The 22,799-nt window shown below is 67.3% G+C and carries 23 protein-coding genes and 1 riboswitch; of the genes, 11 read left to right on the top strand and 12 right to left on the bottom strand.

Features of this window, described 5'->3' with window-relative positions; genetic code table 11:
- Positions 1 to 6: 6 nt before the first annotated feature.
- From NCCP691_RS03965 to NCCP691_RS03985, 5 genes are read left to right on the top strand one after another with little or no spacing between them, the layout of a single operon-like run.
- Positions 7 to 780, top strand: coding sequence for a type II secretion system protein N (locus NCCP691_RS03965; RefSeq protein ID WP_220806954.1), 774 nt, complete (start codon positions 7 to 9; stop codon positions 778 to 780).
- The gene (gene gspD / locus NCCP691_RS03970) at positions 777 to 3,068 is read left to right on the top strand and encodes a type II secretion system secretin GspD (RefSeq protein WP_220806955.1); all 2,292 of its coding nucleotides are present in this window, start codon (positions 777 to 779) and stop codon (positions 3,066 to 3,068) included. The genes NCCP691_RS03965 and gspD overlap by 4 nt, the downstream gene beginning before the upstream one ends.
- Positions 3,069 to 3,086: 18 nt before the next feature.
- Positions 3,087 to 4,514, top strand: a complete 1,428-nt coding sequence (gspE, locus tag NCCP691_RS03975) for a type II secretion system ATPase GspE (RefSeq protein WP_373870320.1) — start codon at positions 3,087 to 3,089, stop codon at positions 4,512 to 4,514.
- 9 nt (positions 4,515 to 4,523) lie between these two features.
- Positions 4,524 to 5,744 carry a type II secretion system inner membrane protein GspF gene (gene gspF, locus NCCP691_RS03980; RefSeq protein WP_220806957.1) on the top strand — a complete coding sequence of 407 codons (1,221 nt, stop codon included), beginning with the start codon at positions 4,524 to 4,526 and terminating at the stop codon, positions 5,742 to 5,744.
- A gap of 37 nt (positions 5,745 to 5,781) precedes the next feature.
- On the top strand, positions 5,782 to 6,537 hold the full coding sequence (locus NCCP691_RS03985; protein WP_220806958.1) for a type II secretion system protein N: 756 nt from the start codon (positions 5,782 to 5,784) through the stop codon (positions 6,535 to 6,537).
- Positions 6,538 to 6,560: 23 nt separating this feature from the next.
- On the opposite strand, the gene NCCP691_RS03990 is transcribed toward NCCP691_RS03985, so the two are convergent.
- The 5 genes from NCCP691_RS03990 to dksA all read right to left on the bottom strand — a co-directional run bounded on the left by NCCP691_RS03990 (position 6,561) and on the right by dksA (position 10,866).
- The gene (locus NCCP691_RS03990; protein ID WP_220807203.1) at positions 6,561 to 6,743 is read right to left on the bottom strand and encodes a hypothetical protein; all 183 of its coding nucleotides are present in this window, start codon (positions 6,741 to 6,743) and stop codon (positions 6,561 to 6,563) included.
- A gap of 3 nt (positions 6,744 to 6,746) precedes the next feature.
- Positions 6,747 to 8,087 carry an ATP-dependent protease ATPase subunit HslU gene (gene hslU / locus NCCP691_RS03995; protein WP_220806959.1) on the bottom strand — a complete coding sequence of 447 codons (1,341 nt, stop codon included), beginning with the start codon at positions 8,085 to 8,087 and terminating at the stop codon, positions 6,747 to 6,749.
- 16 nt (positions 8,088 to 8,103) lie between these two features.
- Positions 8,104 to 8,640 carry an ATP-dependent protease subunit HslV gene (gene hslV / locus NCCP691_RS04000; RefSeq protein ID WP_220806960.1) on the bottom strand — a complete coding sequence of 179 codons (537 nt, stop codon included), beginning with the start codon at positions 8,638 to 8,640 and terminating at the stop codon, positions 8,104 to 8,106.
- Between the two features lie 81 nt (positions 8,641 to 8,721).
- Positions 8,722 to 10,128, bottom strand: a complete 1,407-nt coding sequence (locus NCCP691_RS04005; RefSeq protein ID WP_238482305.1) for an STAS domain-containing protein — start codon at positions 10,126 to 10,128, stop codon at positions 8,722 to 8,724.
- Between the two features lie 249 nt (positions 10,129 to 10,377).
- Positions 10,378 to 10,866 (bottom strand): RNA polymerase-binding protein DksA, encoded by a 489-nt coding sequence (gene dksA, locus NCCP691_RS21675; RefSeq protein ID WP_309295107.1) that lies wholly within the window; start codon positions 10,864 to 10,866, stop codon positions 10,378 to 10,380.
- Between dksA and NCCP691_RS21680 the strand changes: the two genes are divergently transcribed.
- Entirely contained in the window at positions 10,823 to 11,197 is a 375-nt protein-coding gene (locus NCCP691_RS21680) for a hypothetical protein (protein WP_220806962.1), read from the top strand. The genes dksA and NCCP691_RS21680 overlap by 44 nt on opposite strands.
- A gap of 115 nt (positions 11,198 to 11,312) precedes the next feature.
- On the opposite strand, the gene NCCP691_RS04020 is transcribed toward NCCP691_RS21680, so the two are convergent.
- The 7 genes from NCCP691_RS04020 to NCCP691_RS04050 all read right to left on the bottom strand — a co-directional run bounded on the left by NCCP691_RS04020 (position 11,313) and on the right by NCCP691_RS04050 (position 17,592).
- The gene (locus NCCP691_RS04020) at positions 11,313 to 12,362 is read right to left on the bottom strand and encodes a CobW family GTP-binding protein (RefSeq protein WP_220806963.1); all 1,050 of its coding nucleotides are present in this window, start codon (positions 12,360 to 12,362) and stop codon (positions 11,313 to 11,315) included.
- Between the two features lie 26 nt (positions 12,363 to 12,388).
- The gene (locus NCCP691_RS04025; RefSeq protein WP_220806964.1) at positions 12,389 to 12,865 is read right to left on the bottom strand and encodes a Fur family transcriptional regulator; all 477 of its coding nucleotides are present in this window, start codon (positions 12,863 to 12,865) and stop codon (positions 12,389 to 12,391) included.
- 85 nt (positions 12,866 to 12,950) lie between these two features.
- The gene (locus tag NCCP691_RS04030) at positions 12,951 to 14,153 is read right to left on the bottom strand and encodes a class I SAM-dependent rRNA methyltransferase (protein WP_220806965.1); all 1,203 of its coding nucleotides are present in this window, start codon (positions 14,151 to 14,153) and stop codon (positions 12,951 to 12,953) included.
- A gap of 19 nt (positions 14,154 to 14,172) precedes the next feature.
- Positions 14,173 to 15,144, bottom strand: coding sequence for a tyrosine recombinase XerC (locus NCCP691_RS04035; protein WP_220806966.1), 972 nt, complete (start codon positions 15,142 to 15,144; stop codon positions 14,173 to 14,175).
- 13 nt (positions 15,145 to 15,157) lie between these two features.
- A complete protein-coding gene (locus tag NCCP691_RS04040; protein WP_220806967.1) occupies positions 15,158 to 15,829 on the bottom strand; it encodes a DUF484 family protein in 672 nt (223 codons plus the stop codon).
- Positions 15,830 to 15,875: 46 nt separating this feature from the next.
- Positions 15,876 to 16,727 (bottom strand): diaminopimelate epimerase, encoded by an 852-nt coding sequence (gene dapF / locus NCCP691_RS04045; protein WP_220806968.1) that lies wholly within the window; start codon positions 16,725 to 16,727, stop codon positions 15,876 to 15,878.
- Positions 16,728 to 16,743: 16 nt separating this feature from the next.
- Positions 16,744 to 17,592, bottom strand: coding sequence for a lysophospholipid acyltransferase family protein (locus NCCP691_RS04050; protein ID WP_220806969.1), 849 nt, complete (start codon positions 17,590 to 17,592; stop codon positions 16,744 to 16,746).
- Positions 17,593 to 17,803: 211 nt separating this feature from the next.
- Here NCCP691_RS04050 and metK point away from each other — a divergent pair, with 211 nt between their 5' ends.
- From metK to metF, 5 genes are all read left to right on the top strand, one after another.
- Positions 17,804 to 18,967 carry a methionine adenosyltransferase gene (gene metK / locus NCCP691_RS04055; protein ID WP_220806970.1) on the top strand — a complete coding sequence of 388 codons (1,164 nt, stop codon included), beginning with the start codon at positions 17,804 to 17,806 and terminating at the stop codon, positions 18,965 to 18,967.
- Positions 18,968 to 18,973: 6 nt separating this feature from the next.
- On the top strand, positions 18,974 to 19,867 hold the full coding sequence (locus tag NCCP691_RS04060; protein WP_238482307.1) for a M14 family murein peptide amidase A: 894 nt from the start codon (positions 18,974 to 18,976) through the stop codon (positions 19,865 to 19,867).
- 29 nt (positions 19,868 to 19,896) lie between these two features.
- Positions 19,897 to 19,972: riboswitch (S-adenosyl-L-homocysteine riboswitch) on the top strand.
- A gap of 34 nt (positions 19,973 to 20,006) precedes the next feature.
- A complete protein-coding gene (ahcY, locus tag NCCP691_RS04065; protein WP_220806971.1) occupies positions 20,007 to 21,431 on the top strand; it encodes an adenosylhomocysteinase in 1,425 nt (474 codons plus the stop codon).
- Positions 21,432 to 21,514: 83 nt separating this feature from the next.
- Entirely contained in the window at positions 21,515 to 21,862 is a 348-nt protein-coding gene (locus tag NCCP691_RS04070) for a phage holin family protein (protein WP_220806972.1), read from the top strand.
- Positions 21,859 to 22,698, top strand: a complete 840-nt coding sequence (metF, locus tag NCCP691_RS04075; protein ID WP_220806973.1) for a methylenetetrahydrofolate reductase [NAD(P)H] — start codon at positions 21,859 to 21,861, stop codon at positions 22,696 to 22,698. The genes NCCP691_RS04070 and metF overlap by 4 nt, the downstream gene beginning before the upstream one ends.
- Positions 22,699 to 22,799 lie beyond the last annotated feature (101 nt).

Here is a 22,799-nt window from a genome sequence, read left to right on the forward strand (position 1 = left end):
GCGGGCGTGCGGCGTGGACTGACATGGCTGTTGGCCGGCGTGCTCGCGGTGCTCGCCACCGTGATCGTTTTTTGCCCCGCATCCTGGATGTCGGTGCTGGTGGAGCGCCAGACCGGCGGCCGCCTGACGCTGGGCGATGCGCAGGGCACATTGTGGAACGGGTCGGCCTTCATCGGCGGCGCGCCGAGCGGCAGCGATCCGGTGACGCCGCTGGTGCCGGGCCGCTTCGCGTGGACGCTGTCGCCGCTGGTGCTGCTCGGCCAGGTCGATATCCGGCTGAGCAATCCGGATGCGCTGACCCAGCCGGTCAGCATCACCGGCAGCTGGAACCAGTGGCAGGTCAGTCCGGGCGGCATGATGCTGCCGGCGGAGCGGCTGGCCGGACTGGGCGCGCCGCTGAACACGATACAGCCGGCGGGCCGCATGCGAATGACCTGGACGCCGCTGCGCATCGCGCGCGAAGGCAATGGCGTGGCGGTCAGCGGCACCACCACGCTGCACATGGACGACATGTCCTCGCGTCTGTCACCGATCAAGCCCCTGGGCGCCTACCAACTGATAATGGACTGGCGCGGGAGCCAGGCGGCGCTGGAACTGAAGTCGGTACGCGGGCCGCTTTTGCTTAACGGCAGCGGCAAGCTGGTCAATGGCAGACTGCAGTTTTCAGGCAGGGCAGAGGCAGAAGAAGGGCAGGAAGACAGGCTGGCAAATCTCTTGAATTTGCTGGGTCAGCGCCGCAGGATCGGCGACAAGGACGTTATCGCGCTAGAGTTCAAATGAAAAAAAATCCATCAGCATCCACATCGGGCAAGGGCGGCTGGCGCCGCCTCGGAGCAACCGCACTGCTGGCCTGTTTCATCGCCGGCCAGCCCGTGGTCGTTCATGCCCAGGATCCCTCGTCCAACCAGGCTACCCTCAACTTCGTCGGCGCCGACATCGAGTCGGTGGTGAAGGCGATCGGGCATTACACCCGCACCACCTTCATCATCGATCCGCGGGTCAAGGGCACGATCAACCTGGTCTCGGAAAAGCCGGTCACCAAGCCGCAGGCGCTCGACATGCTCGGCTCCGCGCTGCGGCTGCAGGGCTATGCGATGGTCAGGAGCGGCAATGTCACCAAGGTGGTGCCCGAGGCCGAGGCCAAGCTGCAGGCGGGGCCGATCCAGACCGGCGAGGTGCGCGGCGACCAGATCGCGACCCAGATCTTCCGGCTCAACTATGAATCGGCCAACAACCTGGTGCAGATCCTGCGCCCGCTGATCTCGCCCAACAACACCATCAACGTCAACCCCGGCAACAACAGCATCGTCATCACCGACTATGCGGACAACCTGCGCCGGCTCAGCCGCATCATCGCCTCGCTCGACATGCCGGCGACCGGCGACATGGACGTGGTGCCGATCCAGCATGCGGTGGCGAGTGACATCGCGGTCATGGTCAACCGTCTGATGGAGCAGGGCGCCGCGGCGCCCGGCGCCGCCGATCCCGGCCGGGTGCTGGTGCTGGCCGATACCCGCACCAATTCCCTGATCATCCGCGCGCCGTCGCCGGCCCGCGCCAACCTTGCCAAGTCGCTGATCATGAAGCTCGATCAGCCGACCGCGCAGCCGGGCAACGTGCACGTGGTCTACCTGCGCAATGCCGACGCCGTGCGGCTGGCGCAGACGCTGCGCGCGGTGGTGGCCGCCGATTCGTCCACCCAGACCGGCCAGGCGACCCCGCAGCAGAACCAGCCGCAGCAGCAGAACACCGCCTTCGGCAACCAGGGCAACCAGCAGGGCGGCGGCCTCGGCCAGGGCGCGATGTCGCCCTCCGGCCAGCCGACCCCGACCGCGCTGCCGACCGGCGGTCCTGGCGGCTTCATCCAGGCCGACCCGGCGACCAACACGATCATCATCACCGCCAGCGAGGCGGTCTACCGCAACCTGCGCACCGTGATCGACCAGCTCGACGCGCGCCGCGCCCAGGTCTACGTGGAATCGCTGATCGTCGAAGTGTCGGCCGAGAAGGCGGCCGAACTCGGCGTGCAATGGCTGGGCCTGTCGGGAGACGAAGGAAGCCGCTACCGCGTCGGCGGCGGCACCGCATTCTCCGCCGGCGGCAACAACATCATCAACCAGGCGGTCACCGCCTACGGCCGCAACGTCGGCGGCGCGGCCGCCGGCGCGCTGCAGGCACCCGGCAACGGCCTCACGCTCGGCGTGTTCCGCCAGATCAACGGCGCGCTCGGCCTCGGCGCGCTGGCCCGCGCACTCGAATCCGACGCCGGTGCCAACATCCTGTCGATTCCGAACCTGATCACGCTCGACAACGAAGAAGCGCGCATCATCGTCGGCCAGAACGTGCCCTTCATCACCGGCCAGTACACCACGCAGGCTTCGGGCGGCGCCGCCGGCGTCAATCCCTTCCAGACGGTCGAGCGGCGCGACGTCGGCCTGTCGCTGCGCGTGCGCCCGCAGATCTCCGAGGGCGGCACCATCAAGCTGGCGATCTACCAGGAGACCTCCAGCATCCGCGATACCACCAATGCGGCCGGCATCATTACCAACAAGCGCTCGATCGAATCCAACGTGCTGGTCGACGACGGCCAGATCATCGTGCTCGGCGGCCTGATCCAGGAAGAAGGCCAGGACGGCAACGAGAAAGTCCCGGGCCTGGGCGACGTGCCGGTGCTGGGAAATCTCTTCAAATATCAGACCCGGCGGAACACCAAGACCAATTTGATGGTCTTCCTCCGTCCGACCGTGATTCGCACCGCCGAGCAGAGCGTGGACGTGATGGCAAACCGTTACGACTACATCCGCGGCGTGCAGGCGCAGGGCCAGAATCCCAATCCCCTGCTGCTGCCGAACGCGGTGCCGCCGACCCTGCCGCCGATGCAGGACGGCCGTCCGGTCGGCGGCGCGATGCTCAACATCGAGCCGCGCAGCCCGCAGCAGCCGCAACAGGGACAGACGCAGCAGCCGCTCCAGCAGCCGCTGCCGCAGCAGCCCGGCGTGCCCGCCGCGCCCGCGCCCAACCCGAACAGCCCGGCCCCGCCCGGGCAGAACCCGAACAGACTGCAGTAACAAAGGATGAGCAACACCATGACCGACGCCCGACTTCTTCCCTATGCCTTCGCACGCGACCACGCCGTGCTGGCGCGCCGCAGCGAGTCCGCGGCCAATGCGATCGAGCTCTGGGTGTCGGAAACGACGGCGCCCTCGGCGATTTCCGAGGTCAGCCGCCGTTTCGGCCGCGTCAAGCTGAAGTCGCTGACCCGCGAAGAGCTGGAGGCGGCCATCGCCAAGGCCTACGCCAATTCCGGCAGCGACGCCGCGCAGGTGGTGGACGAGGTGGAGTCCGACCTCGACCTCGCCAAGCTGATGCTCGACATGCCGGCGATCGAGGACCTGCTGGAATCGGCCGACGACGCGCCGGTGATCCGCATGATCAACGCGCTGCTGACCCAGGCCCTGCGCGAAGAGGCGTCCGATATCCATATCGAACCGTTCGAGCAGGTGTCGGTGGTGCGCTTCCGCGTCGATGGCGCGCTGCGCGACGTCGTGCGGCCGAAGAAGGCGATCCACGCCTCGCTGATCTCCCGCATCAAGATCATGGCCCAGCTCGACATCGCCGAGAAGCGCCTGCCGCAGGATGGCCGCATCGCGCTGCGCGTCGGCGGCAAGGCGGTCGACGTGCGTGTCTCCACGCTGCCCACCGGCCATGGCGAGCGCGCGGTGCTGCGTCTGCTCGACAAGGAAGGCGGCCGCATGGACCTGAGCCATCTCGGCATGAGCCCCGACGTGCAGCAGCGCTTCGACAAACTGATCAGCCAGCCGCACGGCATCGTGCTGGTGACCGGGCCGACCGGTTCGGGCAAGACCACCACGCTCTATGCGGCGCTCACCAAGCTCAACGCGCCGGCGACCAACATCCTGACGGTGGAAGACCCGATCGAATACGAGCTGGCCGGCGTCGGCCAGACGCAGGTCAACGCCCGCATCGACATGACCTTCGCCAAGGCCCTGCGCGCGATCCTGCGCCAGGATCCGGACGTCATCATGATCGGCGAGATCCGCGACCTGGAAACCGCGCAGATCGCGGTGCAGGCCTCGCTCACCGGCCACCTGGTGCTGGCGACGCTGCACACCAACGATTCCGCCGCCGCGATCACGCGTCTGCTCGACATGGGCATCGAGCCCTTCCTGCTGTCATCCTCGCTGCTCGGCGTGGTCGCCCAGCGCCTGGTGCGCAAGCTGTGCCCGGTGTGCCGCCGCCATGACGGCCACGAGTGGCACGCGGTCGGCTGCGACAAGTGCGGCATGACCGGCTACCAGGGACGGGTCGGCATCTATGAACTGCTGGAGACCACGGACGAAATCCGCTCGCAGATCCACGACCGCGCGCCGGAGTCCGAGATCCGCGTCACCGCGCAGCGCAACGGCATGCGCACCATGCGCGAGGACGGCGATCGCTGGCTCGCCGACGGCACCACCACGCTGGCCGAACTGCTGCGGGTCGCCAAGGAGTAAGGAGGCGCCATGCCCGCATTCCGCTATGAAGCCGTCGACGCCGCCGGCGCCACCCGCAAGGGTGTGATCAATGCCGACAGCCCGCGCGGCGCGCGCTCGGACCTCCGCGCCCAGGGCCTGGTGCCGATCGTGGTCGACGCCATCGCCGCCCAGGTCGATGAACTCGGCCACGCCCGGAGCCGCGCCTTCGGCGACAAGCTGTCGACCACCGAACTCGCGCTGTTCACCCGCCAGCTCGCCAGTCTGCTGGAAGCCAGCCTGCCGCTGGAGCAGGCATTCACGGCGCTGCTCGAACAGGCGGAGCGCACCTATGTGCGCGACCTCGTCGCCTCCATCCGCTCCGAGGTGATGGGCGGCTCATCGCTGTCGGACGCGCTGTCCCGCCATCCGCGCGACTTCACCGACATCTACCGCGCGCTGGTGGCCTCGGGCGAGCAGATCGGCCAGCTGTCGCGCGTGCTCTCGCGCCTGGCCGACTACATCGAGCGCCGCAACTCGCTGGTGCAGAAGGTGCGGCTCGCCTTCACCTATCCCGCCATCGTCACCGTGGTCGCCTTCGCGATCGTGATCTTCCTGCTCGCCTACGTGGTGCCGCAGATCGTCTCGGTGTTCGCCAACACCAAGCAGAAGCTGCCGCTGCTGACGGTGATCATGCTGGCGATTTCCGATTTCGTGCGCGCCTACGGATGGATCGTCGCGCTCGGCGCGGTCGGCGCCTTCCTCGCCTGGCGCAGGGCGCTGAAGAATCCCGACATCAAGTATCGCTGGCACCGCTGGCTGCTGACCGCGCCGCTGTACGGCAAGTTCGAGCGCAGCCTGAACACCGCGCGCTTCGCCAGCACGCTGGCCATCACCACCGGTTCCGGCGTGCCCATCCTGCGTGCGCTGCAGACCAGCCGCGACACGCTGTCCAACGTGGCGATGCGCGAACAGGTGGAGGACGCGACCACCAGCGTGCGCGAGGGCGTCGGCCTGGCGCGGGCGCTGTCGGCGCACAAGCATTTTCCGCCGATGCTGGTGCACATGATCCGCGCCGGCGAGGCCACGGGGGAACTGCCAGCCATGCTCGAGCGCGCCTCCAACGCGCAGGAAGCGGACCTGGAGCGGCGCGCACTGACCATCGCGGGCCTGCTCGAGCCGGCGCTGATCCTGGTCATGGGCGTGGTGGTGCTGCTGATCGTGCTGGCCGTGCTGATGCCGATCATCGAGATCAACCAGCTGGTGCGCTGAGCATGGGCACGACCGGCTACAAGGGAGAAAAAACAAAATGAGGCGCCTGCCGCTGGTCGCGAGTTTCCTGCTGTTCATTCTGCTGTGCGCGTCCGCCGCGTACTGGGCGATGCAGCTGTTCAAGCCGCCGCTGAGGCCGGTCGCGGCGCCACCCCGCGCCGCGCAGCCGGAGATCCGGCCGCAGGCCGCCGCCGCGCTGTTCGGAGCGCGCAGCCGTGCGGTCGCCGCCGCCAGCAACTACCAGCTGCGGGGCGTGATCTTCTCCGGCAGCCCGCGCGACAGCGTGGCCATCATCAGCGCCGACGGCAAGCCGGCGCAGGCATTCAGGGTGGAGTCGGAAATCGTGCCGGGGGTGACGGTGAAGGAAGTGCACCGCGGCTACGTGCTGATCGCCGAGGGCGGCGCGACCAAGCGCATCGAACTGCCGGAAGACGCGCCGGCGCAGGCCGGCGGCGTCACCGTCAATCCCGCCCTGCCGCCGGTGACGCGCACGCCGGTGCCGACGCCGGCCGTGCCGCCGCCGACCCGGGCCCAGACCGCCGCATCCGGCGGCGCGGTGCCGCCGATCGGACCGCAACAGGGCGCGGCCCAGCCGGGCACGCCCAACAATCCGCCGCCGCCTCAGCCGCCAGCGGTGCCGCAGCCCGCGCCGCAGCAGGCGCCGATGGGCAATACCACCGCGCCGCCGCCGAACATGGGCTTCGTGCCGCCGCAGACGCCGGTGACCGACGGGCTCGCCGCGCCGCCGCCCCCGATGGCCACGCCGCCCGGCGCCACGCCGGGACAGCAGTAAGCCGCCTCAGTCATCCCCGGGATTCAGGAAAACCGTTTCAGCAGCCGCTCGTGCAGGCGGGCAGGGGCCGGTCCGCGCGCGGCGCCGCCGCCCGCGGGCTTTTGCCCGGCCGCCGGCACCGCGGGCTTGCGCGCCTTGCCCGCCTTCTGCGAGGGCTCGACGCGTATCGTCATCTTCTGACGCTTGGCGAGTGCCTTGTTTGCCATGACTTACAGAACGTAGCGCGACAGGTCTTCATCCACCGCCAGCGCGCCGAGCTTGTCGTCGACATAGGCGGCATCGATGGCGATGGTGTCGCCGCTGGCGTCGGTCGCGGTAAACGAAATCTCTTCCAGCAGCTTTTCCATCACCGTGTACAGGCGGCGCGCGCCGATGTTCTCGGTCTTCTCGTTGACCGAGTAGGCGATCGCCGCGATGCGCGAAATGCCGTCGGGCGTGAAGTTCACCTGCACCCCCTCGGTCTGCAGCAGCGCCTCGTACTGGCGGGTCAGGCAGGCGTCGGTGCTGGTGAGGATGCGTTCGAAGTCGGCGGTGGACAGCGACTCCAGCTCGACGCGGATCGGAAAGCGTCCCTGCAGCTCCGGGATCAGGTCCGACGGCTTGGCGAGGTGGAAGGCGCCGGATGCGATGAACAGGATGTGATCGGTGCGGATCATCCCGTACTTGGTGTTGACCGTGGTGCCCTCGACCAGCGGCAGCAGGTCGCGCTGCACGCCGGCGCGCGAGACGTCCGCGCCGCCCGTCTCCGAACGGGTCGCGATCTTGTCGATCTCGTCGAGGAACACGATGCCGTTCTGCTCGACGTTGGCGATCGCCTTCTGGCGCAGCTCGTCTTCATTGACCAGCTTGGCCGCTTCTTCCTCGACCAGCAGCTTCATCGCCTCCCGGATCTTGAGCTTGCGCTTCTTCTTGCGCGCGCCGCCCAGGCCGGAGAACATCGACTTGATCTGCTCGGTCATCTCTTCCATGCCGGGCGGCGCCATGATCTCCATGTGCGGCACGGTGTCGGCCACCTCGATCTCCACCTCGCGGTCGTCGAGCGCGCCTTCGCGCAGGCGCTTGCGGAAGGTCTGACGGGTAGCGTTGCCGCCGCCGTCCTCGCCGGTGCTGGGCGTGCTGGAGAATCCGAAGTCGCGCGGAGGCGGCAGCAGGATGTCGAGCACCCGGTCTTCCGCCGCATCCTCGGCGCGCGCGCGCACCTTGCGCATCTCGGCTTCGCGGGTCTGCTTGATGCCGATCTCGGCCAGGTCGCGCACGATGGTGTCGACGTCGCGGCCCACATAGCCGACCTCGGTGAACTTGGTCGCCTCGATCTTGATGAAGGGCGCATCGGCCAGCTTGGCCAGGCGGCGCGCGATCTCGGTTTTGCCGACGCCGGTCGGTCCGATCATCAGGATGTTCTTCGGCGTGATTTCATGCCGCAGCGGCTCGGCCACCTGCTGCCGGCGCCAGCGGTTGCGCAGCGCAATCGCCACCGCGCGCTTGGCGCGTCCCTGGCCGACGACATGCTTGTCCAGTTCGGACACGATTTCTTGCGGAGTCATGTTCATGGTGTCTCGCTCCGGGTTATTCGAGGGTTTCGATGATGTGCGACAGATTGGTGTAGATGCAGAGTTCGCCGGCGATGGTGAGCGCCTTGCTGACGATCTCCTTCGGCGCCAGTTCGGTGTTTTCCTGCAGCGCCTTGGCGGCGGACTGGGCGTAGACGCCGCCGGAGCCGATGGCCCCGATGCCGGCTTCCGGTTCGAGCACGTCGCCGTTGCCGGTGATGATCAGTGTCGATTCACGGTCGGCCACCAGCAGCATCGCTTCGAGCCTGCGCAGGATGCGGTCGGTGCGCCAGTCCTTGGCAAGCTCGACCGAGGAGCGCATCAGGTTGCCCTGGTGCTTTTCCAGCTTGGCCTCGAAGCGCTCGAGCAGCGTGAAGGCGTCCGCCGTGCCGCCGGCGAAACCGGCGAGGACCTTGCCCTGATACAGCTTGCGCACCTTGCGCGCGGTACCCTTCATGACGACATTGCCGAGCGTGACCTGGCCGTCCCCGCCGAGCGCGACGACGTTGCCGCGCCGTACGGAGAGGATGGTGGTGCCGTGAAATTGTTCCATGCTTGCCTCAGATAACCCCGCCCTGCGGTAATTGGCTGCAGGTGAGGGCGGCAGGCGGGATTACAAGTAGGCCGGGGCGCCCTAGCTCTTGCGCGGAACCACGCGGGCCATGGCGTCCAGCCCGATCACGTGGAACAGTTCGGTGACCAGGTGATTGACGTGCTGGAATTCCAGGGACTTGCCGACGCCGCAGAAGGGACCGAGTCCGGTGAGCAGCCTGCCCGCGGCGTTGAAGTCGACGCGCTGCAGGCGCGAACAGTCGATCACGGTGACTTCATGCTCGTCGGACCAGGCGGCAATGGCGAGGATCAGCTCATCGACCCGGCCCTCGACGATTTTCGGCATCGCAAAGGCTTCGGCGGTTTCCGGCGCCGATTCGCCGGCCGCGGTGGTCACCTTGCCCTGCGGCGCGGTGAAGGCGGGCGGGGATACCTCGAAGGTCACGCAATAGTCGATGCTGGTTTCCTCGAATTCCTGCTCGCGATTGAGCAGGCGCAGGATTTCCAGCAACAGCAGCCAGGGGGCCTCGGTGTCTTCGCGGCGGCCGACCTGGATGATCGCGCGGATTTTTTCGGCGAGTTCCGAGGCGCCGACCAGGATCAGGTCATGCCCGGTCTTCTGCAGCTTGACGAGTTCATCCAGCAGCAGGGCGCAGCCCGCCGCGTCCACCTGGGCGACGCGCGCGAATTCCAGGCGCAGCGTGCGGTGGCTGGCGGCCAGGTTGCGGATGCGCTCCACCTGCTTGGCGCAGCCGGCGTCCAGGCTGGCCGGGAACGGTACCGCCGGCGTGGCGGCCTGCGCCGGAGGCGGCGCGGCATCCGCGCTTGCCGCCCAGCCGGGGGGAGAGGTCTCGAACTTGTTCGCGTACTCGATGGCGAGCTGCTCGAATTCCTGCTGCCTGCCGGCGAGCTGGTACAGGTCGAACAGCATCAGCCACGCGCGCGGCGCGGCGTCGCCCAGCCGGTCCTCGGCGATGGCCGCGGCCAGCATCTGTTCCACCAGCTCCTGCTGCCCGTTCGCATACAGGATCGCCGCTTCGCTGATCACCGACTCGGCATCGGCGGAAGGCTCGGCCATCGCGCTGACCGCGGTCTGGCCGTCGAGCAGCATGACGGTGGTGTTGCCCATTTCGCTGGCCGGCGCATCTGCGGTTTCGGGCCGGGAGGCGGTGGTGGGCGCGGTGTCGGGAGCAGGCCTGGAGGCGGTGCCGCGCGACGAGGGGCGCGGCTGGGTGGTGGGTACCGTCACGAACTCGGACGACATTTCGGATTCGATCGCATCGATCTTCAGGGCGGTGGCGCGTGCCGCATGCGGGTCGCGCTTGACGGCCGACGACCCGCCCTGCGACCTGGCGCTGCCCGACCGGCTGCCGCTGCCGCCGCTGCCGCTCTTGCCGCCGCTGCTGCTGCGCCTGGCACGGGCCGCGTCGTTTTCATCCGCAGCGGCCTCCTGCCGGTCCTTCTTCCCGAAAATCGAAAAAATCCCCACGACTATCCTTGTCTGCTGCGAAGCGCTTCTTCCCGGTGCGGGAAGATGAGCGTTGCCGGTTTGGAAAGGTAACACAAGAAATTGCCGGCGGCCCATCATTACAGCCGCGGACAGAGGCTTTGTCAAACAGGCGACCGCCGGTTTTTGCAATCCTGCAACCGCCCGCCGGTATTCGCCGGCCGAAAAGCAAACAAGCGCACGTGCCGAGGCAACGTACGCTTGTCCTGGTGTGCGGCTGAAGCGACAGCCTTAGTCGCCGTACAGCTTTTGCTTGAGTTCGCGCCGCTGCTGCGCTTCGAGCGACAGCGTGGCGGTCGGCCGCGCGAGCAGGCGGGGGATGCCGATCGGCTCGCCGGTTTCCTCGCACCAGCCGTAGTCGCCGGCGTCAATGCTGGCGATCGCCTGCTGAACCTTCTTGAGCAGCTTGCGCTCGCGGTCGCGGGTACGCAGTTCGAGCGCGTGTTCTTCTTCGATCGTCGCACGGTCGGCGGGGTCCGGGACCAGTACCGTTTCGCGCAGATGCTCCGTGGTCTCGCCGGCGTTCTTCAGCAGGTCGCGCTCCAGTTGCTGCAGCCGCGCCTTGAAGAAGGCCAGCTGGGCCTCGTTCATGTAATCCTCTTCGGACATCTTGAGGATTTCTTCTTCGGTCAGCAGGTTGCCGCCGGCAGGGGCGGACGGAGTCTGTTTAGTTGTTTTGGTAGCCACTTCGCTTACTTTCGAAACTACGGGGTTTTCCATTGTATCTGTTAATGCCGGGGCCTCAGGATGGGCCGACGCCTCCGGTGCGTCGGTTTTCCTGGCGGCGCTTTTCGCTGCGGCACCCCTGGGGGCGGCCGCCTTCCTCGCCGTCGCCGGCTTCGCTCGCGCCTCCACCGCGGCAAGGCTGCTTTTTACCGTGCTTTGGGCTGGTTTGGCAATGGATTTCGTCTTGCCGGCGGCGGCGCTCCTGGCGGGCGCCGGCTTTGCAGGCGCCGCCGACTTGGTCTCTGCCTTGGCTTTGGCGGTCTTGGCAGTGCTGCCCTTGGCGGCAGATCTTGTTGCGGTTGCGTTCATGTTGTCCCCTCATTGAACTGCCCGAAACCTTCGATCGCGCCCAGGTCGAGGCCGGTCGCGTACAGCGCCTTGAGGCACTGTGCCAGCGCGCCGGCACGCGCACTTGAACCTTGATCAAAAGTACAAATAGTTTATACCAAACACTGTTCCAGACCCCGAATAAAAGTTTCCTTTGGGAGATTCTTGCCGATGAAGACCATCTTGCTGCCGCGCGCCTCGCCGTCGGCCCACCTGGCGCCGATATCGGTGCCCATCATCTGGTGCACGCCCTGGAACACCACTTTGCGGTCGGCGCCTTCCATCCACAGCACGCCCTTGTAGCGCAGCATGCGCGGGCCGTAGACCTGCAGCAGCCCGCCGAGGAATTCGTCGAGGCGCGCCGTGCTGAAGGGGCGGTCGCTGCGGAAGGAGAAGGCCGCGATGTCGTCGGAATGATGCGCGTGGTGATGGTCGTGGGCGTGGTCGTGGCCGCAGTGCTCGCCGCATTCATGGCCGTGCTCATGCTCGTGCGCATGCGCGTCTTCCGAGGCCAGGAAGTCCGGGTCGAGTTCCAGCTTGTCATTGAGGTTGAAACCCCGCAGGTCGAGCACTTCGGAAATCGGCACCCGGCCGAAGTCGGTCTTGCCGATAGGCGCGCGCGGGTTGATGCGGGTGAGACGGGCGGTCAGCGCGGCGAGCTGCGCGGCATCGACCAGGTCCGTCTTCGACAGCAGCAGCCTGTCGGCGAAGCCGACCTGGCGCTGCGCCTCCTCGTGCTCGTCGAGCTGCTGCATCGCGTGGCGGGCGTCGACCACCGTCACCACCGCATCGAGCACATAGCTGGCCGCCACTTCGTCGTCCATGAAGAAGGTCTGTGCCACCGGGCCGGGATTGGCCAGCCCCGTGGTCTCGATCACCACGTGATCGAAATCCAGCTCGCCGGCGGCGCGTTTCTGCGCCAGCGTGGCGAGCGCGAGGATCAGGTCGCCGCGCACGGTGCAGCAGACGCAGCCGTTGCTCATCTCGACGATCTGTTCGTTGCTGTCCTGGACCAGGATTTCATTGTCGATGTTCTCCTGGCCGAATTCGTTTTCGATCACCGCGATCCGGTGGCCGTGCGGCTCCTTGAGGATGCGGTTGAGCAGGGTCGTCTTGCCGGCGCCGAGAAAGCCGGTGAGTATGGTGGCGGGTACGAGTTTCATCGGTTGAGTCGCTTGTCTGGCCCGGGTCACTGCGCGCAGTCGGCGCACCAACCCTTGACGGTGAATTCGATATCGTGGCTGCGGAATCCCTTGCCGAGCGAATCCTGCAGCGCCTTTTCCAGCAGTTCTGCCTCGGCGATGCTGTCGAGGCAGAACACGCGCGCGCAGCGGGTGCACTTGAAATGGCCGTGCTGATGGTGCGTGCTGCCGTGATCGGCGCCGGCGCTGTAGCGGAAGACCCGGTCGTCGCCCGCGATCTTGTGCGCCAGGCCGGCGTCGGTGAGGCAGTCGAGCGCGCGGTAGAGCGTGACGCGGTCCATGCCGGCCAACGCATCCTGCATGTCCTGGTGACTGCAGGCGCGGCCGGCGTCGAGCAGGGCGGCCAGTACCTTCACCCGCGCGCTGGTGATGCGCACGCTGGCCGCGCGCAGCTGCGCCTCGGCCAGGGCTGCCCGGGCATCCTGGCCGGCGGCGTCGATCGCATGTCTTGTCCTGCTGCTCATGTGCTTGCTTCCGGAAGCGAGATGCGAAATTATGCCCCGATTTTGCAATCAAGTTGCAAAAATTGGCAGCGGAGAAACGCCGGGTTCAATCCTTGTACAGCATCAGGCCCTTGAGGTATTCCCCCTCCGGGAAGGCCGCGCTCATCGGATGGTCGGCGCCGGCCGACAGGCGCCTGAGGACGCGGGCATCGACCCGGGCGTCGCTGGCGGCGCCGGCGACGATCTTCTGGAACAGATCGGCCGGGATGGCGCCGGAGCAGGAATAGGTGAACAGCATGCCCCCCGGACGCAGCAGCTGCAGGCCGAGCAGATTGATGTCCTTGTAGGCGCGCGCCGCCCGGTCCGCGTGCGCCGGCGAGGAGGCGAACTTCGGCGGATCGAGCACGATCAGGTCGAACTGCCGGCCTTCCTCGCGCAGGGTGCGCAAGACCTTGAAGACGTCGGCGTCGCGCCACTCGGCGCGCGTGGCGTCGAAGCCGTTGAGCGCGACGTTGCGGGCGCCGGTCGCCAGCGCCTCGCCCGAGGAATCGATCGACATCACGCTCCGGGCGCCGCCCTTGAGCGCGGCCAGCGAAAAGCCGCCGGTATAGCAGAAGCAGTTCAGCACCTCGCGCTGCGCCGCATGTTCCATCACCAGGCGGCGGTTGTCGCGCTGGTCGATGTAGAAGCCGGTCTTGTGGCCGTGGCGGATGTCGACCGCGTAGCGGATGCCGTTCTCGGTGACCAGCGTCTCCGGCCCCGGCTCGTCGCCGGCGAGCACGCCGGTCACCAGCGGCATGCCTTCACGCTCGCGCACCGAGGCGTCGGAGCGCTCATAGACATTCGGGCAGCCGGTTTCGGCGATCAGCGCCTGCACGATCGGCACCTTCCAGGCCTCGACCCCGGCCGACTGGAACTGGCACACCAGCCAGCCCTCGCGCCCGCCGTACCAGTCGGCGACGAGACCGGGGAAGCCGTCGGCTTCGCCGAAGATCAGACGGATGGCGTCGGTATCGCGCACCATGGCGGCGCGATAGGCGAGCGCGCGCCTGACGCGGCGCTTGATCATCGCATGGTCGACCGCTTCATTCTCGTCGAAGCTCCAGACGCGGGCGCGGATCTGCGAATGCGGACTGTAGGCCGCGCGCGCCAGGAACTGGCCCGTCGCCGAGCGCAGCACCGCGGTGGCGCCGGGCTTGCTGCGCTCTTCCGGCTTGCCCTCGACGCGCTCGATCGCGGTCGGAAATATCCAGGGATGGCGCCGCAGCAGGCTTTTTTCCTTGCCCGGCTTGAGTGTGATGGTCAGCATGATGTGTGAGGAAGGGGGTTCAGCCCGTCTTGTCCGATTTCTTGGCGCGCGGGTGGGCGGCGTCATAGACCTGGGCCAGGCGCTGGAAATCCAGCGAGGTATAGATCTGGGTGGCGGCGATCGAGGCATGGCCCAGCATTTCCTGCACCGCCCGCAGGTCGCCCGAGGACTGCAGCACATGGGTGGCGAACGAGTGGCGCAGCACGTGCGGATGCACGTTGGCGGGAATGCCGAGCGCGCGCGCGTGGGTGGTCAGGCGCTGATGCACCGCGCGCGGGCTGATGCGGTTGCCGCGCGCGCTCAGAAACAGCGGATTGGGGTCGCCCTTGACCAGGGTGTCGCGCACTTCCAGCCAGGCCCGCAGCGCGTCGATGGCCGGTCCGCCGACCGGCACCCGGCGCTGCTTGCTGCCCTTGCCGGTGACCTGCACCTCGCGCTCGTCGAGATCCACCCAGCCCGCGGACTGGTAGTCGCCGTCGCGCACGAAGCGCACATCCAGCCCCGACAGTTCGGACACGCGCAGGCCGCTCGAATACAGCAGTTCGAACATCGCGCGGTTGCAGCGCTGATCCGCGCTGGCCGGATCGCGGCCCGGCATGCTTTCGGCGACCACGCGCACCGCGTCGTCCGCCGACAGCGCCTTGGGCAGGGGCTTGCTGCGCTTGGGCGGCTTGACGCCGTCGACCGGGTTGGCGGCCAGCGGTTCCTGGTCGGCCAGCCAGTCGAAGAAGCCGCGCCAGGCGGACAGCTTGCGCGCGATCGAGCGGGGATTCAGACCGCCGGCATGCAGCTGCGAAGCGAAGCGGCGCACCTGGAAATGATCGACGGCGGCGAAGGCGGGCGCGCCCGGCAGCCTGGCGACCATGTCGGCGAGGTCGCGCAGGTCGCGGCCGTAGCTGGAAAGGGTATGCGCGGAGAGCTTGCGCTGCTTCAGGCTGTCGAGATAGCCGGCGATACGCGCGGCATGGGACGGACTGGTGGCGGCATCCACGGCGGGCGCTGCATCAGTCAAGCAGGCAGACCAGCGCCGCGCTGGCGGTGTCGCCGATCTTGCTCAGGAAGTCGGTCGCCATGTCGCTGGTGAAGCGGGCCGGGTCGGGCGAGCCGAGCACCAGCAGGCCGAAGGCCTGTTCCGCGCCCTCGGCGCGCAGCGGCAGCATCGCGATCGATTGCGGCGTTTCCTGCGCATCCTCGATCCAGCCGGCGGCCTCGAATTCCTGGTTCGGTCCGCAGTAGGGCGCGGTCAGGCCGTTGCAGAAGATGCGCGCGTCGTCGGACACCGGCGCCGCGAACCAGGTGTGGGCGAAGGATTCCGCCACGCCCCAGATGCGCAGCGTCGCATGCGGCACGCCGAAGATGTTCTGCAATCCCGCCACCAGCGTGTGCGGCATGTCGACATCGTTGCGCGCGGCCAGCAGCGAGCGGGTCCAGCGGTGGAATTTCTCGGTGATCTCGTCGTTTTCCTGGGCGATGCGCAGCAGTTCCGCAAGCCGCAGCTCCATCACCTTGAGCTTTTCGCGCAGGACTTCCATCTGGCGCTCCTGCAGCGACACCGTGCGGCCGGTCACCGGACTCGACAGCTTCACCCGGGACAGCAGCTCGCTGTGCTGTTCGAAGAACTCCGGATTGTCGATCAGGAAGTCGGCGAGGGCTTGGGTGTCGATTTGGGAAGTCATGGCTGGCAGGAGTAAGCGCCCGGCGGCGCAGGGCAGTGATTGTAAATCAGATCTCGATGGTGCCTTCGAATACGCAGACGGCGGGGCCGGTCATCATGACCGGCGCGTTGCCGCCCTCCCAGGCGATGCTCAGCTCGCCGCCACGGGTGCTCACGCGCACCGGCGAGTCGAGCAGGCCGCGGCGGATGCCGGACACGACCGCGGCGCAGGCGCCCGTGCCGCAGGCGAGCGTCTCGCCGGCGCCGCGCTCGTACACCCGCAGCTTGATGTGATGGCGGTCGATCACCTGCATGAAGCCGGCATTGACGCGGTTCGGAAAGCGCGGATGGCGCTCGATCAGCGGACCGTCGGTCTCCACCGGCGCGCGCTCGGCATCCTCGACCACCTGCACCGCATGCGGATTGCCCATCGAGACCGCGGAGATCAGCGCGGTCCTGCCGTCGACCTCCAGCGGCCACAGGGTGTCCTCGCCCAGCGCCTGCGGCGTCAGGCCGGCGGCGTCGAAGGGCACGCGCTCCGGCTGCAGCACCGGGGCGCCCATGTTGACCGTGATGCCGCCGTCGTCTTCCAGCCGGGGCTCGATCACGCCGGACATGGTCTCCACCCTGATCGCGCGCTTGCCGGTCAGGCCCTTGTCGGTGACGAAGCGGACAAAGGCGCGGGCGCCGTTGCCGCACTGCTCGACCTCGCCGCCGTCGGCGTTGTAGATGCGATAACGGAAGTCGGTTTCCGGCGTGCGGGCGCGCTCGACCACCAGGATCTGGTCTGCGCCGATGCCGAAGCGGCGGTCCGCCAGGCGCTTCCACTGGGCCGGGCTGAAGTCGATCTGCTGGTTGACGGCATCGATGACGACGAAGTCGTTGCCGGCGCCGTGCATTTTGGTGAAGGTGAGTTTCATGCGGCGATTATAGTGGTTACGCCCGGGCCGCGGCAGGCCGCGCCACGCCCTTCGGCGCCTTGTAGCGGTGGTAGCTCCAGAAATACTGGGCCGGGCAGCGGGCGATGAGTTCTTCCATCGCCGCATTGATCGTGCGCGCCTGCTGCTCCGCGGTGTCGCCGAGCGCGCGGTCGAGGCGGAAAAAGCGCAGCACGAAGCCGGCGCCGCGCGGCAGGCGCTCGGCATAGGTGAGGATCACCGGCGCGCCCGACATCTGCTGCAGCTTGCCGGGCAGGGTCATGGTGTAGGCGGGGAGGCCGAAGAAATCCGCCCACACGCCTTCGCCGTTCTGCGGCACCTGGTCGGGCAGGATGCCGATCGGCTCGCCGCTCCTGAGGGTCTTGAGCAGGGTGCGCACGCCGGACAGGGTGGCCGGCGCCAGCCTGAGCCGGCCGCGCGCGCGGGCGCCTTCGATCAGCGGCTTGAGCGCCTCCTTGCGCGGCGGCCGGTACATCACCGTCAGCGGCGTCCGCGTCGCCACCACCTGGGCGGTGATTTCGAAGCAGCCGAGATGAGGCGTCAGGAAAATGATGCCGCCGCCCGCGTCCAGCGCCTGCTGCACCACGTCCCAGTCTTCCACCCGCACGCTGTCGAGCACCCGCTGCGGCGGCGCGCACCAGACGAAGGGCAGTTCGAGCACATTCTTGCCGGCTTCGCGCACGGCCTGCGGCAGGCTGTCGCCGAATCCTGCGCGGCGTATGTTGGCGGCCATGCGGCGGCGGTATTTCGGGGAGACCAGGTAGACCAGCCAGCCGAGCGCGGAACCGACGGCATGCAGGATTGGCAAGGGCAGCCGGGACAGCAGGCGGAAAAGCGTGACAAGCATCAAGGAAAGGGCGGCGGCGCCGCGCGCGACGGTTGGTGATTTCTTTGCAGACGCGTAAAATAACACACCGCCGCGCTTCCTTTCCCGGAAGACGCAGGCGCCGCCGAGTTAATCAGACAACTTGCGAGGCGGTTGATAAATCTCGCTAAAGCGTCGCAGGCTCAAGGATCTGGCCGCGACATGGTCAATCACGCAACAGAAGGAGCCTGCGATGGCAAATGAATACCTCTTCACCTCCGAATCCGTCTCCGAAGGACATCCCGACAAGGTCGCGGACCAGATCTCCGACGCGATTCTCGACGCCATTCTCGCGATCGATCCCAAGGCGCGCGTCGCCGCCGAGACCCTGTGCAACACCGGCCTCGTGGTGCTGGCCGGCGAGATCACCACGCATGCCAACGTCGACTACATCGGCGTGGCGCGCGACACCATCAAGCGCATCGGCTACGACAACGCCGACTTCGGCATCGACTACAAGAGCTGCGCGGTGATGGTCTGCTACGACAAGCAGTCCCCGGACATCGCCCAGGGCGTGGATGAAGGCCGCGGCCTCGACCTCGATCAGGGCGCCGGCGACCAGGGCCTGATGTTCGGCTATGCCTGCGATGAAACCCCCGAGCTGATGCCGGCCGCGATCTACTACGCGCACCGCATCGTCGAGCGCCAGTCGCAGCTGCGCAAGGATGGCCGCCTGCCGTGGCTGCGTCCCGACGCCAAGTCGCAGGTCACGCTGCGCTACGTCGACGGCGTGCCGGTCGCGATCGACACCGTGGTGCTGTCGACCCAGCACGCGCCGGAAATCGAGCATGCGCAGATCAAGGAAGCCGCGATCGAGGAAATCATCAAGCCGGTGGTCCCGGGCGACTGGCTCAAGGACACCCGGTATCTGATCAACCCGACCGGACGCTTCGTCATCGGCGGCCCGCAGGGCGACTGCGGCCTGACCGGCCGCAAGATCATCGTCGACACCTATGGCGGCGCGGCTCCGCACGGCGGCGGCGCGTTCTCCGGCAAGGACCCGTCCAAGGTCGACCGCTCGGCCGCCTACGCCGGCCGCTACGTGGCCAAGAACATCGTCGCCGCCGGCCTGGCCAAGCGCTGCCAGATCCAGGTCTCCTACGCGATCGGCGTCGCCCGTCCCACCTCGGTGATGGTCACCACCTTCGGCACCGGCAAGATCAGCGACGAGAAGCTGGCGCAGCTGGTGCAGGAGTTCTTCGACCTGCGTCCGAAGGGCATCGTGCAGATGCTCGACCTGCTCCGTCCGATCTACGGCAAGACCGCGGCCTACGGCCACTTCGGCCGCGAAGAGCCGGAGTTCTCCTGGGAGCGCACCGACAAGGCAGCCGCGCTGCGCGCCGCCGCCGGCCTCTAGGAAAACATGCCGCGCGCGTCGCACCTGCTTGCGGCTGCCATGCTGGCGCTCGCCTGCGTCGCCAGCCAGGCCGCCACTCCGGCGGCGCAGCTCGGCGAGCTGTGCAAGCAGCTCACGCCGCGCCTGCCGCGCATCACCCAGCAGACCTGCGAGCGCAGCCAGCTGAGCGCCACCGGCGCCGTGTCGCGCAACGGTTTTCCCATCCTGATGCGCGCGGTGCCGCCGAAGACCGGCAAGAAGGACCCGCTGCGGGTCCTGCTGCTCGGTGGCATACACGGCGACGAGCTGACCGCAGCGGCCATCGTGTTCGAATGGATGCAGTGGCTGCAGGGGCCGCAGTCGCAGGAATTCCACTGGCACGTCGCGCCGGTGGTCAATCCCGACGGCCTGCTTGCCGCCAGGCCGCAGCGCGTCAATGCCAATGGCGTGGATCTCAACCGCAACTTCCCGACGCCCGGCTGGGAACGCGATGCGCGGCATTACTGGGTCAAGACCACCGGCCGCGACCCGCGCCGCTTCCCCGGACAGGCGCCGCTGTCGGAGCCGGAGTCGCGCTGGCTGGACCAGGAAATCGACCGCTTCCGCCCGCATGTGATCATCTCGGTGCATGCGCCGTTCGGCGTGCTCGACCTCGACGGACCGGCCAAGGCACCGCGCCAGTTCGGCAAGCTGTTCTTCAACCGCGTCGGCGTCTATCCGGGCTCGCTCGGCAACTACGGCGGCGTGCACAAGAACGTGCCGGTGATCACCATCGAGCTGCCGAATGCGCTGGAAATGCCCGACAAGGCGGAGACGCGCCGGATCTGGGTCGACATGATCGACTGGATCGTCAGGAGCGTGCCGACCCACGGCAAGACGGCGCAGCGCGTGTCGACGCGGCCGGAAGCGAACGAACACTGATTTTTGAGGTACACCCGGGTATAATCCCCGGCTCCAAGGAGCGTTGCAGCATCGCCGCCCGGCGATGTCAGGCTTGGAATGAATACGCAACGGCGCTCACGTTACTTTTTTTCTATCTTCAACAGGAAAGGAGGGCGTGATGAGCGCCGTTATCTCTACCCAGCAAAACTCCCAGCAGGACTTCTACGTGGCCGACCTCGGCCTGGCCGACTGGGGCCGCAAGGAAATCAAGATCGCCGAGACCGAAATGCCGGGCCTGATGGCGATCCGCGAGGAATACGCCGCCAGCCAGCCGCTCAAGGGCGCGCGCATCACCGGCTCGCTGCACATGACGATCCAGACCGCGGTGCTGATCCAGACGCTGGAAGCGCTCGGCGCCCAGGTGCGCTGGGCATCCTGCAACATCTACTCCACTCAGGACCATGCGGCCGCCGCGATCGCCGCCAACGGCACGCCGGTGTTCGCCTTCAAGGGCGAGACGCTCGACGAGTACTGGGAGTTCACCCACCGCATCTTCGAATGGGCGGACGGCGGCTATTCCAACATGATCCTCGACGACGGCGGCGATGCCACGCTGCTGCTGCACCTCGGCGCCCGCGCCGAGAAGGACCTGTCGGTGCTGGCCAACCCGGACTCCGATGAAGCCACCTGCCTGTTCAACGCGATCCGCAAGCGCCTCGCCCTGGACCCGGCCTGGTACTCGACCCGCCTCGCCCAGATCAAGGGCGTGACCGAAGAGACCACCACCGGTGTGCACCGCCTGTACCAGATGCACAAGGAAGGCAAGCTGGCCTTCCCGGCGATCAACGTCAACGACTCGGTCACCAAGTCCAAGTTCGACAACCTCTACGGCTGCCGCGAGTCGCTGGTCGACGGCATCAAGCGCGCCACCGACGTCATGGTCGCCGGCAAGATCGCCGTGGTGTGCGGCTACGGCGACGTGGGCAAGGGCTCGGCCCAGGCGCTGCGCGCGCTGTCGGCCCAGGTCTGGGTCACCGAGATCGATCCGATCTGCGCGCTGCAGGCCGCGATGGAAGGCTATCGCGTGGTGACGATGGAATATGCGGCCGAGCATGGCGACATCTTCGTCACCGCCACCGGCAACTACCATGTGATCACCCATGAGCACATGAAGCGCATGAAGGACCAGGCCATCGTCTGCAACATCGGCCACTTCGACAACGAGATCGAAGTCGCCGCGCTGCGCCAGTACCAGTGGGAAAACATCAAGCCCCAGGTCGACCATGTGATCTTCCCGAACGGCAAGCGCATCATCCTGCTGGCCGAAGGCCGCCTGGTCAACCTCGGCTGCGGCACCGGCCACCCGTCGTACGTGATGAGCTCTTCCTTCGCCAACCAGACCATCGCCCAGATCGAGCTGTACACCAATACCGCGGCCTATCCGGTCGGCGTGTACACGCTGCCCAAGCACCTGGATGAAAAGGTCGCGCGCCTGCAGCTCAAGAAGCTCAACGCCCAGCTTACCGAGCTGACCGACGAGCAGGCGGCCTACATCGGCGTGTCCCGGCAGGGCCCGTACAAGCCGGATCACTACCGCTACTGATCCGGTAGCGAAGCGGTACGCGCCGCCGGCCGTGAAAACGGGCGGCGGCATGATCACAACAAATCGAACGAGGGAGTCCCGCCATGCGCCTGCTGCTGACCTGGCTGATCAACGCCGTCGCGCTGTTTGCCTTGCCGTACCTGATGCAGTCGATCCGCGTGGAGAACTTCGGCGCCGCGCTGATCGCGGCGCTGGTGCTCGGCCTGGTCAATACCCTGGTCAAGCCGATGCTGTTCCTGCTGACGCTGCCGGCGACCGTGCTCACGCTCGGCCTGTTCATCTTCGTGCTCAACGCGCTGATGTTCTGGATGGTGGCCACCTTCGTCGATGGATTCCAGGTCGCGGGCTTCTGGTCGGCGCTGTTCGGCGCCATCCTCTACAGCCTGATTTCCTGGGCCTTGTCGGCCCTCCTGCTCGACTCAAAGAAATGACAGACAAAAACTTCAGCATCGAATTCTTCCCGCCGAAGACGCCCGAGGGCGTCGAGAAGCTGCGGGCGGTGCGCGCAAAGCTTGCGGTCATCGACCCCAAGTACTATTCGGTGACCTTCGGCGCCGGCGGCTCGACCCAGAAGGGCACGCTCGAGACCGTGCTCGAGATCAAGGGCGAAGGCCGAGACGCGGCGCCGCACCTGTCCTGCATCGGCAGTTCGCGCGAGAGCCTGCGTGCGATCCTCAATGAATACAAGGCGAGCGGCATCCGCCGCGTGGTCGCCCTGCGCGGCGACCTGCCGAGCGGTTATGGCGGCTTCGGCGAAGTCCGCTACGCCAACGAGCTGGTCGAGTTCATCCGTGCCGAGACCGGCGACTGGTTCCATATCGAGGTGGCCGCCTATCCGGAAATGCATCCGCAGGCGAAATCCCCGCAGGACGACCTGCAGAGCTTCGTGCGCAAGGTCAGGGCCGGTGCAGACGCCGCCATCACCCAGTATTTCTACAATGCCGACGCCTATTTCCAGTTCGTCGAGGCGGCCGCACGCGCGGGCGTCGACGTTCCGGTCACCGCCGGCATCATGCCGATCACGAATTACTCTCAGCTGATGCGCTTCTCCGACATGTGCGGCGCCGAAATCCCGCGCTGGATCCGGCTGAAGCTGGCCAGCTTCGGCGACGATACCGAGTCGATCAGGGCCTTCGGGCTCGACGTGGTGACCGCGCTGTGCGAACGCCTGCTCGCAGGCGGCGCGCCCGGCCTGCATTTCTACACGCTCAACCAGGCCAACGCCACGCTGGAAATCTGCCGCCGGCTCGGCATCGGCCGCGCCTGAACCCGCCCCCATCCTTTCTTCCGCCGCGCCCGGGCTGTTGCGCAGACCCCGCCCGGGCGCCGGAATTTTCCCCCGCATCTCCCATTTCTCTTCGGAAACGT

The organism is Noviherbaspirillum aridicola (assembly GCF_019656455.1).
GTDB classification, from domain to species: Bacteria; Pseudomonadota; Gammaproteobacteria; order Burkholderiales; family Burkholderiaceae_D; genus Noviherbaspirillum; species Noviherbaspirillum aridicola.

Coding starts and splice junctions, on each gene's coding strand:
- dapF (WP_220806968.1), bottom strand. CDS start 16,727: ATGAAACTCACCTTCACCAAAATGCACGGCGCCGGCAACGACTTCGTC.
- NCCP691_RS04050 (WP_220806969.1), bottom strand. CDS start 17,592: ATGCTTGTCACGCTTTTCCGCCTGCTGTCCCGGCTGCCCTTGCCAATC.
- gspF (WP_220806957.1), top strand. CDS start 4,524: ATGCCCGCATTCCGCTATGAAGCCGTCGACGCCGCCGGCGCCACCCGC.
- ahcY (WP_220806971.1), top strand. CDS start 20,007: ATGAGCGCCGTTATCTCTACCCAGCAAAACTCCCAGCAGGACTTCTAC.
- NCCP691_RS04025 (WP_220806964.1), bottom strand. CDS start 12,865: ATGAGCAGCAGGACAAGACATGCGATCGACGCCGCCGGCCAGGATGCC.
- NCCP691_RS04020 (WP_220806963.1), bottom strand. CDS start 12,362: ATGAAACTCGTACCCGCCACCATACTCACCGGCTTTCTCGGCGCCGGC.
- gspD (WP_220806955.1), top strand. CDS start 777: ATGAAAAAAAATCCATCAGCATCCACATCGGGCAAGGGCGGCTGGCGC.
- dksA (WP_309295107.1), bottom strand. CDS start 10,866: ATGGAAAACCCCGTAGTTTCGAAAGTAAGCGAAGTGGCTACCAAAACA.
- gspE (WP_373870320.1), top strand. CDS start 3,087: ATGACCGACGCCCGACTTCTTCCCTATGCCTTCGCACGCGACCACGCC.
- hslV (WP_220806960.1), bottom strand. CDS start 8,640: ATGGAACAATTTCACGGCACCACCATCCTCTCCGTACGGCGCGGCAAC.
- NCCP691_RS04060 (WP_238482307.1), top strand. CDS start 18,974: ATGCCGCGCGCGTCGCACCTGCTTGCGGCTGCCATGCTGGCGCTCGCC.
- NCCP691_RS03990 (WP_220807203.1), bottom strand. CDS start 6,743: ATGGCAAACAAGGCACTCGCCAAGCGTCAGAAGATGACGATACGCGTC.
- NCCP691_RS03985 (WP_220806958.1), top strand. CDS start 5,782: ATGAGGCGCCTGCCGCTGGTCGCGAGTTTCCTGCTGTTCATTCTGCTG.
- metK (WP_220806970.1), top strand. CDS start 17,804: ATGGCAAATGAATACCTCTTCACCTCCGAATCCGTCTCCGAAGGACAT.
- NCCP691_RS04070 (WP_220806972.1), top strand. CDS start 21,515: ATGCGCCTGCTGCTGACCTGGCTGATCAACGCCGTCGCGCTGTTTGCC.
- metF (WP_220806973.1), top strand. CDS start 21,859: ATGACAGACAAAAACTTCAGCATCGAATTCTTCCCGCCGAAGACGCCC.
- NCCP691_RS04030 (WP_220806965.1), bottom strand. CDS start 14,153: ATGCTGACCATCACACTCAAGCCGGGCAAGGAAAAAAGCCTGCTGCGG.
- NCCP691_RS04040 (WP_220806967.1), bottom strand. CDS start 15,829: ATGACTTCCCAAATCGACACCCAAGCCCTCGCCGACTTCCTGATCGAC.
- hslU (WP_220806959.1), bottom strand. CDS start 8,087: ATGAACATGACTCCGCAAGAAATCGTGTCCGAACTGGACAAGCATGTC.